The following is a 14,536-nucleotide window of genomic DNA, read 5'->3' on the forward strand; positions in this document are numbered from 1 at the left end:
ACCGTCACGTCGCATTACCATGACGTTGCTATGGCCATGGGCCAAGCTTGAACAGAGAGCCGTATGCGCTGAAAGGTGCACGTACGGTTCGGGGAGGAGAAGCGCATCTGCGCTTCTTACTCCACTCGCCACCTGGCAGGGGTTCGTCTACGTGGCCTTTGTCATCGACGTCTTCGCTCGTCGCATCGTTGGATGGCGGGCGAGCCGGACGGCGCATGCAGGCTTTGTCCTCGATGCCCTGGAGCAGGCTCTTCATGATCGGCGTCCCGCTCATGGCGGCGGCCTCGTGCATCACTCGGACAGGGGCGTTCAATACGTGTCCATTCGCTATTCCGAGCGATTGGCAGAAGCTGGAATCGAGCCTTCCGTCGGAAGCGTCGGCGACAGTTACGACAACGCCCTCGCCGAAACGATCAACGGTCTTTACAAGGCCGAGGTTATCCATCGGCGTGGACCATGGAGGAGCTTCGAGACAGTGGAATTCGCCACTCTTGAATGGGTCGACTTCCGTAATGGGGCGGTTGGTGTCAAGTACCCTGGGGCCACACGAACACAACACGATGCGGCTAACCGCTCGCGATCCAGTTCTACGTCCCAATTTTAGAACGTTGCTGCGGCGAACGTGGCAACTGATTTCCAAGTGTCTTCCCGAGCCGGGATGGTGCTTCCGTCCGTGGTCGGCGCGACGGCCGCCACACCATGCCTGGTCCAAGAGCAGTTCCCGCGCGCCCATCTGGTTCGCGTGCTCGGAGCCATCGCCCCGGCTACAGTCGACCCATCGGCGTCATCGGGCACCGCGTCCCGGCGTGGGACCTCGAAGATCCAGCGCTTCACGCGCGGCCTGTTAATCCTTCCTGGTAAAGCTCCGGTGATGAAGAGCAGTTACGTTGCGGCACCCATAGTGGTCGCCTCGCGGGTGAATCGAAACGCCTTTCCATCCCGCCACATCCGGTGCAACACCACACCGATACGTCGTGCCAAGCCAATCGTTGCGCGCTTCTTTCCACGCCGCTGTGCCACCTTCCACGCCCAGGCCGTCAGCCAATTGGGTTTGCCACGATTCAGCATCACCGTGGCGGCCTGATAGAGAGCGGTTCTGAGACCAGCGTCGCCTGCCAGCGTGATCTGGCCGACGACATCACGCTCACCAGACTGATTGCGTCTCGGTGTCAAACCGGCCCAGGGGCCGACATCCTTCGAGGAGCGGAAGCGCTCTGGATCATCGATGGCAGAGCGTACTGTCAAAGCAACGATTGCTCCAACGCCCGGCATGCTCATCATCAGACGACATACGGAATCGGCCTTGGCCAGATCACACAGTTGTTTCTCCAGTTTAGCCAGCTCATTACGCAACTCCATACGAGCCCGCAGGATCGGGTTCGCCGCGGCTTCAAGCATCGGATTGCCCTCGATCAGCTCGCGGATACGGGCCTCGAAGCGCCCCTTGCCGACCTGGCCTATCTTCAGTCCGAAGTTGCGCAGAACGCCCCGCAGCGACAATTCAAGATCGATGGTCGACTGCTGGATTGCCTTACGCGCAGTCAGCAGCGCCCGCATTTCCTGGGCCGACACCGACTTGCAATGCACGGGGCGGAACCAGCCCATCTGCAAAAGCCGGGCTATACCTTCGGCGTCACGGCGATCGGTCTTGATCGGCATCGCCTGCAGCGCGCCCTTCACCTGCCGCGTTTCCATCAGCACCATCTCGAAGCCGCCCTCCGTCAGGGGCTTGTGAAGCCATTGCGACAGCGGACCCGCCTCCAGCCCAACCACTATCACGTTCCCGGACAAACTCCGCAGAAACGCAGCCAGCGCCTCCGGCTCGGTCTCCACTTTGGTTTCCTTCACCACCTTTCCGTGAGCATTTAGAACGCAGATGGCGGTGCTCGCCAGCGAGACGTCGAGGCCGATAAAATAATCCATGTCCTTGCCCTTCGTTTTCGAACCGAACTGGGGGGTGCCTCATGGCACAACCCTGCCGACACGCTACGCGCGCCAAGGCCAACGACAAGATCAACTGCCCGTTCACAACTTGCTGAACGATGACGATGCCGCCGAGCCCCATTACGGCATCTGGTTCAACCACCGACGGCTTCTCGAGCCAATCGGGAATATACCGCCAGCCGAAGCTGAAGAGCGGTATTACGCCATGCTGGACGAAACAGCCATGGCCGCATAACTCAAACGAAATGGCCTCCGGCAAACCCGGCGCGGTTCAGAGCGGAAGATCGATGCCCTCTGGGACGCGGTCGGTGCTTTGATGCCCCGCTTTACACCGGCAGAATGCGCCAACTACTTCAGGGCAGCCGGATATGACCCGGATTGAACAGGATCTGCTCTAGGAGACGTGTCCAGCATCACGATCGTTGGCATGACATTCGAGTTTGGTGCCCTGATACGTGCCGTGCTCGTCCTTGCTGTATCGCTAGGCGCGGTCCGGCTCGCTCGTAAATGGCTTGAGCACACTTACCTACCTGCGACCGAGCTCGATAAAGGCGCTCGCAACTCGGTCCTCACCATGTTCAAGTATGCGGGCTTTATCCTGGTGGGATTGTGGACGATAAGCACGCTTGGCATCGGCATGGAACGCATCGCCCTCGTCGTCAGTGCACTATCAGTTGGTATTGGCTTCGGCTTGCAGGCCATCACGCAAAACTTCATTTCCGGTCTGATCCTGCTGGCAGAACGCCCATTGAAGATCGGGGACACCGTCCGATTGGGCGATGAGGAAGGCGACGCCAAGAAAATCAGCGTTCGCTCGACAGAGATCCAGATTTCGGACAGGTCAACACTGATCGTTCCCAATTCCGAACTGATTACAAAAACGATTCGCAACATGACATCGGGGGAGCCGTTCGGCCGCGTCGAGATTTCGTTCTCCGTTCCAGTCGACAGCGATCCGCAACAGGTCCGCCAAATGATCCTAGCTATTTATGATGGCCATCCGGGTGTCTTGAATGATCCGAAGCCGAGCGTTCTCATCCGCTCCATCGCCGATGGCAAATTATCTTCGAGAGCTATGCCTTCGTAGGCTCGCCCCGCACAGCAGCCTCGGTGAAGAGTGCGCTGCTGTTCAACACATTAGAAAAATTCCGCGAAGCAAGTATTGCGCTGCATACGGTGTAATACAGTAAAATGGTCTGTTTAAAATAGCTGGCAGTTGCGTCAAGACGGTCAGACTGGACTGGTACTCAGTCGGTCTAGCCACTTCTGGACTTGGCGCGTCGACGACTGTCATCAATCGTTGACCATTGAAGCGTCAGCCTATAGCGTGGGGCGATCCTGTTACTTGTGGTTCCGATACCTGCATGCTTGCCGCGCCCCATCGGAGACCTGAGTTTCGTCCGACCGAATTTAGCTAAAGCGAGGAAAAGCTCATGGCGCTTGAAGCCGGGAATCTGTCACTCATCGACCGCTACTGGCGTGCTGCCAATTACCTGTCCGTCGGTCAGATTTATCTCATGGACAATCCCTTGCTCCGCGAACCGCTGAAAGCGGAGCATGTCAAACCGCGCCTGCTTGGTCACTGGGGCACGACGCCAGGCCTGAACTTCATCTATGCACACCTGAATCGGATCATCGCCGCTCGCGATGAGGATGTCCTCTACATCTGCGGCCCGGGGCACGGCGGCCCCGGTATGGTAGCCAACACCTGGTTGGAGGGAGTTTACTCCGAAATCTACCCCGAGGTCGGGGAAGATGAGGAAGGTATGAAGCGGTTGTTCCGGCAGTTTTCCTTTCCAGGCGGCATTCCAAGCCATGCTGCTCCAGAAACGCCGGGCTCGATTCACGAGGGCGGGGAACTGGGTTACGCTCTGGTGCATGCCTATGGAGCCGCACTCGACAATCCCGATCTGGTTGTCGCTTGCGTGGTCGGCGACGGTGAGGCCGAAACCGGCCCGCTCGCGACCGCGTGGCATTCCAATAAGTTTGTCAATCCGGCCCGCGATGGCGCTGTCCTGCCGATCCTGCATCTTAACGGCTACAAGATCGCCAACCCGACCGTGCTTGCGCGACTTTCCGACGACGAACTGAAGCATCTCTTCATCGGCTACGGCTACGAGCCGTTCTTTGTCCAAGGCAGCGAGCCTGCTGGAATGCACGAACAGATGGCAGGAGTGCTCGACACTATTTTTGACCGTCTGGCCGCGATCCGCGAGAAAGCTTCCTTATCATCCGAGCGTCCGCGATGGCCGATGATTATTTTACGCAGCCCCAAGGGATGGACGGGTCCGAAGATCGTGGACGGTAAGATGGTCGAGAACCACTGGCGCTCGCATCAGGTGCCGGTCGCCAATTGCCGTGAAGACGAGGGGCACCGCGGGATCCTCGAAGAGTGGCTACGCAGCTACAATCCGGCGGATCTCTTCGACGAAAAGGGCGCGCTGAAACCGGAACTCAAGGCGCTTGCCCCGAGAGGGTCAAGGCGCATGGGCGCCAATCCTCGCGCCAACGGCGGTGCCCTGCGCAAGGAATTGAACACTCCCGATTTTCGGAGTTACGCAGTCGACGTCAGCCACGCCGGCGCCACGGAAGCGCAGGCGACGAAGGTGCTTGGTGATTATCTGCGCGATGTCCTGCGCCTCAACGAGACTGAGCGGAATTTCCGAGTGTTCGGGCCAGACGAAACGGCCTCAAACCGTCTGGGTAGCGTGTTCGAGGCGACCAACCGTGTCTGGATGGCTGAGACACTTGAGAGCGACGATCACCTCTCGCCCGACGGGCGGGTCATGGAGGTGCTGTCCGAGCACCTATGCCAGGGCTGGCTCGAAGGCTATCTGCTCACCGGCCGGCATGGCTTCTTCTCCTGCTACGAGGCTTTCATCCATATCGTGGATTCCATGTTCAACCAGCATGCCAAATGGCTGAAGGTTTCACGCGAACTGGAATGGCGCAAGCCGATCTCCTCGCTGAACTATCTTCTAACCTCGCATGTCTGGCGGCAGGACCATAACGGGTTCAGCCATCAGGATCCCGGTTTCATCGACCTGGTGGTCAACAAGAGCGCCGACATCGTCCGGGTCTATTTGCCGCCGGACGCAAACACGCTGCTGTGGGTCGGTGATCATTGCCTGAAGACCTGGGACCGAGTGAATGTCATCGTCGCCGGCAAGCAGCCCGCTCCGCAATGGCTGAGCATGGCCCAGGCCGAGAAACACTGCGAAGAGGGACTCGGTGTCTGGGAATGGGCGGGGACCGAGGACGGGCTGGAGCCGGACATCGTGATGGCCTGCGCTGGCGACGTGCCAACGATGGAAACGCTGGCTGCCGTCGATCTCTTGCGACAGGCCTTGCCGCATCTGCGCGTCCGGGTCGTCAACGTTGTGGATCTGATGGCTTTACAATCGCAGCAACATCATCCGCACGGAATTTCCGACGAGAAATTCGACCGCATCTTCACACGCGACCGGCCGGTGATCTTCGCCTATCACGGTTATCCGTACCTCATTCACCGGCTGGTCTACAAACGCACCAATCATTCGAATTTTCATGTGCGAGGCTTTATCGAGCAGGGCACCACAACAACGCCCTTCGACATGGCCGTTCTGAACGAGTTGGACCGGTTCCATCTGGCCATCGAGGCGGTCGAGCGACTTCCCGTCCTGAAGGAAAAGGGAGCGGAGATCGTTGCAGCGCTCCAGGAGAAACTCGTCTTGCACAAGGCCTACGTCTATGAACATGGGGAAGATATGCCCGAAATCCGGGACTGGACGTGGCCTTATCGCTGACGAAATCATCTCAGGAACCGGAAAATGCTGATATCGTTCGGTCCCTTACCTTGCATTGCTTCCAAGCCGGGGCGGATCATTCGTGTAGCCTCTTGTGCGGCTTGATGACAGGTCGTCATCTGTCTCGATGACATTCTTCCCAGCTCAGATGCAGCTGAAACGCTCCTCATGGGCATGAGGTCGACGTCTCCGCAGCAGGCCTGCTGATCAATTGGTCGGTCCCTGCCTGGAAACGGGACATGGACAGATCATAGAAGGGACTGCTGAATGAAGGGCGACGGAAATTCCTGTGGTCGCGCGCCGCAGACACCGGATGACTACTCGCTCCGCGCCGCGGAGGAAGTCGTAGACGAACTCGCCAGTCACGCCGAGCGCGGTCTGACCGGGACGGAAGCGGCACGCCGGCTGGCAGAAAATGGTCCCAACGAACTGCGTGCGGTGCCGCCGGTTCCTGTCTGGCAGCGTCTGCTTTCCCAGTTTCGGGATCCGCTCGTTTACCTGCTGCTTGGTGCCATTGTCATCGCCTTGGCAGCGTGGATTATTGACGGACATGCGGGCTGGCCTATCGACGCGATCGTTATAGCCATGGTGGTTCTGGCGAATGCAGTTCTTGGTTTCGTGCAGGAAACAAGAGCTGCTGATGCCGTTGCCGCGCTGGCGCGAATGACAGCCGTTACCTCCTCCGTTCTGAGGGACGGCGAGCGAATGCGCATTCCCTGCGCCGAGCTTGTGCCGGGCGACATCCTGCTGCTTGAGGAGGGTGACGCCGTCGGAGCCGATGCAAGGTTGCTCAGCGCGGCAAGCCTTCGCGTGCAGGAAGCCTCGCTCACCGGCGAAAGCGAGGCCGTCCTCAAGGATGCAGCCATTCTGCATAATCCTGCCCCGCTGGCCGAGCGATTCTGCATGGTGTTCAAAGGAACAGCGGTGGTTCAGGGAACCGGTCGTGCAATTGTCACCGGAACCGCAATGCGGACCGAAATCGGCGCCATTGCGCAGATGCTGGACGCCAGCAAGGAGGAAACGACACCCTTGCAGAAGGAGGTCGCCCGCGTCGGCCGCGCGCTCGGGATTGCCGTTGTCGCCATCGCCATCGTCGTGGTCGCGACAGTGCTGCTGGTTTCCGACATCAACGGCCCTTCCGACGTAATTTCCGTTTTGCTGATGGGCGTTTCGCTGGCCGTCGCCGCAGTCCCGGAAGGCCTCCCCGCCATATTGTCCCTGGTGCTCGCGCTTGGCGTCCAACGCATGGCGGGACGAAAGGCCGTGGTCAAGACGCTCTCGTCGGTCGAGACGCTCGGCTCGGCCTCCGTCATCTGTTCGGACAAGACAGGAACGCTGACCCGATCCGAAATGACCATCGAGCGCATCGTAACGGCGTCCGGCAGCAGTCGTGTCACTGGCGTCGGGTATGCGCCAGTCGGCGATCTGGAAGTCGATAGCGGTGGAGGTTTCAAAGGGCCTCTGCGCGCCGAGCAGATCGTGGTTCTGAGCGGCGGCAGTCTGGCTGGCAATGCTGCCCTGCGCCAGGCGGAGAACGGAGTCTGGGAAATTCAGGGCGATCCCACCGAGGCCGCTTTTCTGGTTGCCGAGCGTAAGCTCGAAATTGCCGACCGCCGCAGGCGACGCTTCGAACGCATCAACGAAATTCCGTTCAGTTCAGACCGCAAGATGATGTCGACCATCGAGATCGACCATGAGCATGGCGGCGAGCGGATTCTCGTGACCAAGGGAGCACCGGATGTTCTGATGGCTCGTTGCACGCATGTACGGATCGGTATGGATGTCGTTCCATTCGACGCCGGACAGCGCGCGCATGCCGCCGCCGAAGTTGAACGGCTGTCCGACGACGCCTTGCGCACTCTGTCGGTCGCCTATCGGCCGCTGGCCGATGGGGAAGGCACGGAGGAGGGCGAAGACCTTGAACATGATCTGATCTTTGTCGGGACGGTCGGAATCATCGATCCGCCTCGGCAAGAAGCGGCCGTCGCCATATCGAAAGCCCGCAGAGCCGGAATACGCGTGATGATGATCACCGGCGACCATCCGCGTACGGCATCGCGCATAGCCGCTTTGCTTGGCATCGTCGATCACGGCGCGAAGGCTTTGACCGGGGCCGATCTCGACGCCATGGACGATGCCACCTTCGCGGCGGCGGTTCGCACGATTTCGGTCTATGCCCGCGTCGCTCCCGTGCACAAGCTGCGCATCGTCGATGCCCTGCAGGCCGATGGCAATGTCGTGGCGATGACGGGCGACGGTGTCAACGACGCGCCGGCGTTGAAGGCGGCGGATATCGGCATCGCAATGGGGATCAACGGGACGGAAGTTACCAAGGAAGCGGCCAATATGGTGCTGGCCGACGACAATTTCGCCACCATCGTCGACGCAGTGCAGGAAGGGCGCGGGATCTTCGACAATATCCGTAAATTCCTGCGTTATCTCTTGTCTTCCAATATGGGCGAGGTGCTGACCGTGTTCCTCGGCGTCATCGGGGCGGGCGTGATAGGATTGGCTGACGCCGGCGGCGGCGAACTGGTTCTTCCGCTGCTGGCAACTCAAATCCTCTGGATCAATCTGATCACGGACTCCGGCCCTGCTCTTGCCATGGGTATCGATCCGGAAACGGACGACGTCATGGCGCGACCGCCTCGCAAATCCACCGAGCACGCAATCGACGCGCAAATGTGGCGGAGCGTTATCGCGCTCGGCCTGGTGATGGCGCTGGCAACGCTTCTGACCATGGATCTCTATCTGCCCGGCGGGCTCATCGAAGGGTCTCAGAGCCTGGAACGAGCACGCACGGCGGGGTTCACCGTGTTGGTTTTCGCCCAACTGTTCAATTGCTTCAGCGCCCGATCAGAATCCAGCAGTGCGTTCAGCCAACTGTTCGCGAACAGGTGGCTTTGGGCGGCGGTCGGCTTGTCTGTTGTCCTGCAGATAGCAGTCGTCAATGTGAGCTTTCTCAACGCCGCGTTCGGAACGTTGCCTTTGTCACTTGACCAATGGTTGCTCTGCCTTGCGATGAGCAGCAGCGTCCTTTGGTTCAGCGAAATCCGAAAGTGGATCACCCGACGTTACAACAAGAAGACGCGGGACTTCGTTGCCGCCTGAGACAGCCGGTGGCATTGAGGCATCTTCGATCGCGAAACTAATGATCGTAGCGGGCTTTCACATGATGCCCCGATAGCTCACGGTCCACCCCTGACGGTCCACGGCGAGGAATCCTCATGACCATGAGCCCCCTTGCCGGAGACCCACCGGCTCCTTGGGCTCGGCTTCTCACTATCGAAACGTGCCCGCAGGACGACGTGGATCTTGTCAGGTTCGATGCCTGCGGCATGCTTCAAAGATGAGCATGGCTGGGAACGATCATGATGTCGCACTGGACCTCATGGAGAATATTGCCTGCCACACTGTCGATAAACAAGTTCAGGATCGTGCTCCTGCTTTCTGTACCGGCAATCACCAGATCAATATCGTTATCGTCGACATATTCAGCCAGTCGCCGCGCTGGATCGCCCTCCAGCGCGACGACTTGAACCTGGCAAGCTGCGCCTGTCATCAGAGATTGATCCAGGGTGTCTCTGGCTCGTTGAGCGATATCTTGTGAGAACTGGTGACTGTAAGCCTCTTTGTTCTCGACCCAGTTCTTGAACGGAGGATCGAATGCATGGAACAGAATAAGGGTTTCAGGTCGGAAGAACCTGACAGTGGTTTCGAGCACGGCAGACGCAGCCGCGGAAACATCGGTCGCGACGACAATCCGGTCGCCTGTATCGACCGACTTCTTTTTCACCACAAGCACGGGCAGTCCGCTCTCTCGCAAAAGAGACGTCGTCGTGCTGCCCAATAAGGATCGACCATCGGTTTCGTTGCGCGATATTCCCGTGACGATCAGATCAGCCTTATCCCATAAAGCGATCTCCTTGTGATATCAGCTCGCTTGATTGATCGCCTGAAGCGTCACCAAGGTGCCTTGTCGCCCTTCGAGAATCCCGCGCGCATCTTCAAGCCGGCCTATTCCGGAAATTCCGCCCGCGTTTGCAAAATCGCACGCCGCCTCCACCTTCGGTCGCATGGACCCGGCCGCGAACACATCGCTGTTCAATTCGGTAGGTGTAGCTTTGCCGATCGGTCGTTTATCCGCTGTTCCCCACCCCTCATAAACGGCGTCCACGTCGGTGAGCATCAGGAAAGCATCAGCGCCAAGCTCCTTGGCGAGCAGACATGCCGCCCGGTCCTTGTCGATCACCGCTTCCAACCCCCGAAGCGTCCCATCGGCTTCGCGCATGACCGGGATACCGCCACCGCCGGCACAGATGACAGTGACGCCAGCCTCGACAAGGAGCCTGATCGTCTCGATCTGGGTAATATGCTGAGGTAGTGGTGACGGGACGACCCGGCGCCAGCGGCCTTCCGCCTCTTCCACCATCGGCCAGCCATATGCCTCTTTCGCCTTTACCGCCTCATCCTGCGTGTAGACCGGACCGATCGGCTTTTCCGCGTGAGAAAAGGCGGGATCGTCCCGGTCGACCTCGATCTGGGTCAGCAGTGTCGCTATCTTTGATCCCGCAGGCATCGCATTGGTCAGTTCCTGCTCGACCAGATAGCCGATCATGCCGACGCTCTCTGCACCCAGGATGTCGAGCGGATAGGGGTCGACGTCCTTGTAAGCAGCCGCCTGCAAGGCGAGGAGACCGACCTGCGGTCCGTTTCCATGGGCGACCACGATGTCATGGTCGCGCGCCAGATCGGCCATCGATGCGGCCGCCTTGCGAACGTTAGCGCGTTGCGCGTCAGCCGTCATGGGCTCCCCGCGCTTGAGCAGCGCATTGCCTCCCAGTGCCACCACCACTCTCATGTCACGATCCCAGCGTTGCGACAAGCAGGGCCTTGATCGTGTGCATGCGGTTTTCCGCCTGGTCGAAGACGATGGACGCTTCGGACTCGAAGACCTCTTCGGTTACTTCCATGCTGTCGATGCCGTATTGCTGGAAGATCTTCTCGCCGATCTCGGTCTCGCGATTGTGGAACGCGGGCAGGCAGTGCATGAATTTCGCATGCGGATTGCCCGTCGCCGCCATGATGTCAGCGGTGACACGATAGGGTGTGAGCAGTTCAATGCGTTCCTTCCAGACCGAATCCGGTTCGCCCATCGACACCCAGACGTCGGTATAGACAAAGTCGCAGCCCTTTACCGCTTCGGCAGCATCTTCGGTCAGGGTGATCTTCGCGCCCGTCCTGGCTGCGATCTCCCGGCATTGCCGCACGAGATCCTCTTCGGGCCAGCACGCCTTCGGCGCGCCGAGACGCATGTCCATGCCGATCTGTGCGGCACCGGCAAGCAGCGAATTGCCCATGTTGTTGCCGGCATCACCGAGGAAGGCAAAACTGACCTGTGAGAGGTGCTTGCGCGTGTATTCCCGCATGGTCAGGAAATCGGCGAGAATCTGCGTCGGATGGAACTCGTCGGTCAGTCCGTTGTAGACCGGAACGCCGGCATAGGCTGCCAAGGTTTCAGCCTGGTCCTGTCCGAAGCCGCGATACTCGATGCCGTCATACATCCGCCCGAGAACGCGGGCGGTATCCTTCATCGACTCCTTCTTGCCGATCTGGGTGCCGGTTGGCCCGAGATAGGTAACGTGGGCGCCCTGGTCATAGGCGGCCACCTCGAAACCCGTGCGTGTGCGCGTCGAATCCTTCTCGAAGATCAGCGCGAGATTTTTGCCTTTCAGGCGTTGCTCCTCGTAGCCGCCGTATTTCGCCTGCTTGAGCGAAGCTGACAGTTTGAGCAGGAAACGGATCTCGTCCGGCGTGAAATCGAGCAGCTTCAGGACACTGCGACCTCTCAGGTTAACGGGCATGATAGACCTCCTTTAAACCCGATCCCGGATGAGGGGGCACGTCATGCAATGGCCGCCACCCCTGCCGCGGCCGAGTTCGGCGCCCGGCACGGTGATGACCTCGACCCCTGCCTTGCGAAGCTGCGTGTTCGTATAGGTGTTGCGGTCGTAGGCGACGACGACGCCAGGCTCGAGCGCCACGACGTTGTTGCCGTCATCCCATTGCTCGCGTTCAGCGACATAGGCATCGCCGCCCGTCTCGACCACGCGCAACTGCTTCAGCCCCAGCACCTCGGCCGCGACCTCTACGAGCGGCCGCTCTTCCTTGCGCACATCGATGGTGCCTTCGCTCTCGCCCGGGCGAATGGAATAGGGTTCGATTTTGTGAGCGACATCCGCAAACAGCGTCACGAGATCGCGGTCGCAGAAGCTGAAGACGGTGTCGAGGTGCATGGAGGCGCGCTCGATCGGCAGTTTGCAGGCGATCACTCTTTCCGCGCCACCCTGTTCGAACAGGGATCGCGCGAGCTGGCCGACGGCCTGCGGTGTCGTCCGCTCGCCCATGCCCACAAGAACCGTTCCGTTGCCGATCGGCATGACGTCGCCGCCCTCCAGAGTGGCAAGGCCGTGGTCCTTGTCCGGATCGCCCCACCAGACCGGGAAGCCCGCGTCGCGAAAATCCGGGTGGAAGCGATAGATGGCGGCGATGTTGACGGTTTCGAGCTTGCGCGCGTTCCAGCGCATCGGGTTGAGCGTTACGCCGCCATAAATCCAGCAGGTCGTGTCGCGGGTGAAGAGATGATTGGGAAGCGGTGGCAGGACAAAATCCTCCGGCCGCAGCGTTTCGGCGAGAAGGCCGGCGCTTTTGATCGGTAGCTCCGCCTTGCTCAGTCCGCCCAGCAGGATCAGAGAAAGGGCGTCCGCCTCGATCTCCATCAGATGCGCCCTGAGATCATCGGCGAAGCCCACGCCAACCGTGTCGTCATTGACCCGCCGTTCAAGAAGCCAGCGGCGAGCCTCGGGAATCTGTAGCGTTTCTACCAGCATCTCGCGCAGAAACACGACCTCGACGCCGCGATGGCGCATGGCGTCCACGAAGGTCAGATGCTCGACGCGGGCCTGCTTGACCCAGATGACGTCGTCGAAGAGCAGTTCGTGGCAATTCGACGGGGTGAGCCGGGCAAGCGCTGCGCCAGGTCGATGGACCAGAACGCGCCGAAGCTTGCCGACCTCGGAATGAACTCCGTAGGTGTGGGGCATAACAATCTCCTTCAGACGATGATGGCGGCGATGCTGAGGCTCGCCATGATGATGACGGTGAGGATCACGAGAAGCGGCCACATGAAGCGCAGCCACCGTTCGTATGGGACACGTCCTATGGCGAGCGCCCCCATGACCACGGCGAAGGTCGGATTAATGAGATTCACGATGCCATTGGCCGACTGATAGGCGGTGACGACCAGATCGCGCCCCACGCCGGCAAAATCGGCGACCGGAGCCATGATCGGCATCGACAGGACCGCAAGACCCGACGACGACGGCACGAAGAACGACAGCAGGATCTGGAGCCAGTACATCACGTTGATGAAGGCGACTTTGCCCAGCCCGGCAACCGAGACCTCTGCCCAGTGTAGGATCGTATCGGTGATCTTGCCGGCATCCATGATGACGACGATACCGCGCGCCAAGCCGATGATCAGGGCAACGCCAAGCAAATCGCGTGCGCCGTTGACGAAGGCATCCGTGAAGTTCTTCTCGCCCGTTCGCGCAATGACGCCTATGACAATTGCGGAGGCGAGGAAGAGGCCGCTCATCTCGCCCATCCACCATCCGCCCTTGAGCACACCCCAGATCATCACCACGAAGGTGATGCCGAAGACCGCAAGGACAACCTTGTGTACCAGGGTGAAGTCGATCGTCCCCTCGTGATGAGCGCTGAGGAAAAACTTCTCGTTCTCGACCTTCATGTCGTAGACGAGCGATTTGGCGGGATCGAGCCGAACCCGTTCCGCATAGCGCATGACGTAGGCGACGCAGGCGAGCCAGGTCAGCCCGAGAATGACGACGCGCAGGATCAGACCTTGCGTGAACGGCACGCCGGCCGCGTCAGAGGCGATAACGGTGGCAAATGCGTTGACCGTGGACCCCAGGACGCCAACGCCTGCTCCAAGGAGGATGATGGCGACGGCGGTAACCGCGTCATATCGCGCGGCGATCATGATCGGGATCAGCAGCATATAAAATGCGAGCGTTTCTTCGGCCATTCCGTAGGTGGTGCCGCCGAAGGCAAACAGCGCCATCAGGAACGGGATCATCCACTTTTCCCGTCCCTTGAGCTTGGCCATAGCGCGCTCGATTCCGGCATTGATCGCGCCTGTCGAGGTGACGACCCCGATGAATCCGCCAATCACTAGAACGAAAAGAGCGACGTCGATGGCGTTTGCCGTGCCGGCTGCAGGGTCGTAGAACCCGCGGATCGGCGCCATGATGATGTCGAATATCCCCTGGGGCGTCGGCTCGGTCACCGCATACGTGCCTGCGACCGGCACCTGTTTGTTCAGGGCAGCGTTCTGCACGCGGTCGTACTGCCCGGCTGGTATGATCCACGTGAGTGCCGCGACCAGAACGATCAGGCCGAACAGGATCGTGAATGCGGTTGGAAACCGGAACTGACGTTCCGTCGATGCTTCAGAAATATCGCTCATAAACCCCTCCGAGAAACAGTCGATATTCAAGCTTCGCGGGCGGTTGCGACTTGCTCGGAACGGAGAAAGCCTCTGGGTGCAGGCGAAGAAAAACGACCGTTGCCTGTATTATAGGTCGAGGAATTGATCTGAGTCAACGGCTGATGACTAATGCAGGTGCATTTTGGGTGTCATCGCGCCCTTACAAGTCTTGATTACTATGGTCGGAATCGTCGCTAACGCTGCGAAAGACGCTCAAGCGCTGCCTTGATGGTCCATC

At 59.7% G+C, this 14,536-nt stretch carries 10 protein-coding genes and 2 pseudogenes; 6 read left to right on the plus strand and 6 right to left on the minus strand.

Features of this window, described 5'->3' with window-relative positions; all coding sequences use genetic code 11:
* Positions 1 to 118 precede the first annotated feature (118 nt).
* Positions 119 to 604: pseudogene (locus ABWW28_RS19025) on the plus strand (DDE-type integrase/transposase/recombinase); the annotation flags it as partial.
* 278 nt (positions 605 to 882) lie between these two features.
* Here ABWW28_RS19025 and ABWW28_RS19030 read toward each other — a convergent pair.
* Positions 883 to 1,923 (minus strand): IS110 family RNA-guided transposase, encoded by a 1,041-nt coding sequence (locus tag ABWW28_RS19030; RefSeq protein ID WP_353391767.1) that lies wholly within the window; start codon positions 1,921 to 1,923, stop codon positions 883 to 885.
* Between ABWW28_RS19030 and ABWW28_RS19035 the strand changes: the two genes are divergently transcribed.
* The 5 genes and pseudogenes from ABWW28_RS19035 (at position 1,922) to ABWW28_RS19055 (ending at position 8,840) form a co-directional block, all read left to right on the plus strand.
* On the plus strand, positions 1,922 to 2,179 hold the full coding sequence (locus ABWW28_RS19035) for a hypothetical protein (RefSeq protein WP_353391825.1): 258 nt from the start codon (positions 1,922 to 1,924) through the stop codon (positions 2,177 to 2,179). The two genes, ABWW28_RS19030 and ABWW28_RS19035, sit on opposite strands and share 2 nt — an antisense overlap.
* A gap of 27 nt (positions 2,180 to 2,206) precedes the next feature.
* Positions 2,207 to 2,326 (plus strand): annotated as a pseudogene (locus tag ABWW28_RS19040) (IS630 family transposase); the annotation flags it as partial.
* A 21-nt stretch (positions 2,327 to 2,347) separates the two neighbouring features.
* Positions 2,348 to 3,031 carry a mechanosensitive ion channel family protein gene (locus ABWW28_RS19045; protein WP_151683215.1) on the plus strand — a complete coding sequence of 228 codons (684 nt, stop codon included), beginning with the start codon at positions 2,348 to 2,350 and terminating at the stop codon, positions 3,029 to 3,031.
* 346 nt (positions 3,032 to 3,377) lie between these two features.
* Positions 3,378 to 5,729: a phosphoketolase family protein gene (locus ABWW28_RS19050; protein WP_313014462.1), complete on the plus strand. Its 2,352-nt coding sequence runs from the start codon at positions 3,378 to 3,380 to the stop codon at positions 5,727 to 5,729.
* A gap of 267 nt (positions 5,730 to 5,996) precedes the next feature.
* Entirely contained in the window at positions 5,997 to 8,840 is a 2,844-nt protein-coding gene (locus tag ABWW28_RS19055; protein ID WP_353391769.1) for a cation-translocating P-type ATPase, read from the plus strand.
* 232 nt (positions 8,841 to 9,072) lie between these two features.
* On the opposite strand, the gene ABWW28_RS19060 is transcribed toward ABWW28_RS19055, so the two are convergent.
* The 5 genes from ABWW28_RS19060 to ABWW28_RS19080 are packed head-to-tail and all read right to left on the minus strand — an operon-like array spanning position 9,073 to position 14,277.
* Entirely contained in the window at positions 9,073 to 9,651 is a 579-nt protein-coding gene (locus ABWW28_RS19060) for a universal stress protein (RefSeq protein WP_353391823.1), read from the minus strand.
* A 12-nt stretch (positions 9,652 to 9,663) separates the two neighbouring features.
* On the minus strand, positions 9,664 to 10,590 hold the full coding sequence (gene arcC, locus ABWW28_RS19065; RefSeq protein ID WP_112830875.1) for a carbamate kinase: 927 nt from the start codon (positions 10,588 to 10,590) through the stop codon (positions 9,664 to 9,666).
* Between the two features lies 1 nt (position 10,591).
* On the minus strand, positions 10,592 to 11,593 hold the full coding sequence (argF, locus tag ABWW28_RS19070) for an ornithine carbamoyltransferase (RefSeq protein ID WP_112830874.1): 1,002 nt from the start codon (positions 11,591 to 11,593) through the stop codon (positions 10,592 to 10,594).
* A 12-nt stretch (positions 11,594 to 11,605) separates the two neighbouring features.
* Positions 11,606 to 12,832 (minus strand): arginine deiminase, encoded by a 1,227-nt coding sequence (gene arcA / locus ABWW28_RS19075; RefSeq protein WP_112830873.1) that lies wholly within the window; start codon positions 12,830 to 12,832, stop codon positions 11,606 to 11,608.
* Between the two features lie 11 nt (positions 12,833 to 12,843).
* The gene (locus ABWW28_RS19080; RefSeq protein WP_112830872.1) at positions 12,844 to 14,277 is read right to left on the minus strand and encodes a YfcC family protein; all 1,434 of its coding nucleotides are present in this window, start codon (positions 14,275 to 14,277) and stop codon (positions 12,844 to 12,846) included.
* Positions 14,278 to 14,536 lie beyond the last annotated feature (259 nt).

Source organism: Brucella sp. NBRC 14130 (genome assembly GCF_040371715.1).
Lineage (GTDB): Bacteria > Pseudomonadota > Alphaproteobacteria > Rhizobiales > Rhizobiaceae > Brucella > Brucella intermedia.

What these genes read in the sequence shown, in the direction of transcription:
- ABWW28_RS19050 (WP_313014462.1), top strand. Translation starts at nt 3,378, where the DNA reads ATGGCGCTTGAAGCCGGGAATCTGTCACTCATCGACCGCTACTGGCGT.
- ABWW28_RS19030 (WP_353391767.1), bottom strand. Translation starts at nt 1,923, where the DNA reads ATGGATTATTTTATCGGCCTCGACGTCTCGCTGGCGAGCACCGCCATC.
- arcA (WP_112830873.1), bottom strand. Translation starts at nt 12,832, where the DNA reads ATGCCCCACACCTACGGAGTTCATTCCGAGGTCGGCAAGCTTCGGCGC.
- ABWW28_RS19055 (WP_353391769.1), top strand. Translation starts at nt 5,997, where the DNA reads ATGAAGGGCGACGGAAATTCCTGTGGTCGCGCGCCGCAGACACCGGAT.
- argF (WP_112830874.1), bottom strand. Translation starts at nt 11,593, where the DNA reads ATGCCCGTTAACCTGAGAGGTCGCAGTGTCCTGAAGCTGCTCGATTTC.
- ABWW28_RS19080 (WP_112830872.1), bottom strand. Translation starts at nt 14,277, where the DNA reads ATGAGCGATATTTCTGAAGCATCGACGGAACGTCAGTTCCGGTTTCCA.
- arcC (WP_112830875.1), bottom strand. Translation starts at nt 10,590, where the DNA reads ATGAGAGTGGTGGTGGCACTGGGAGGCAATGCGCTGCTCAAGCGCGGG.
- ABWW28_RS19035 (WP_353391825.1), top strand. Translation starts at nt 1,922, where the DNA reads ATGTCCTTGCCCTTCGTTTTCGAACCGAACTGGGGGGTGCCTCATGGC.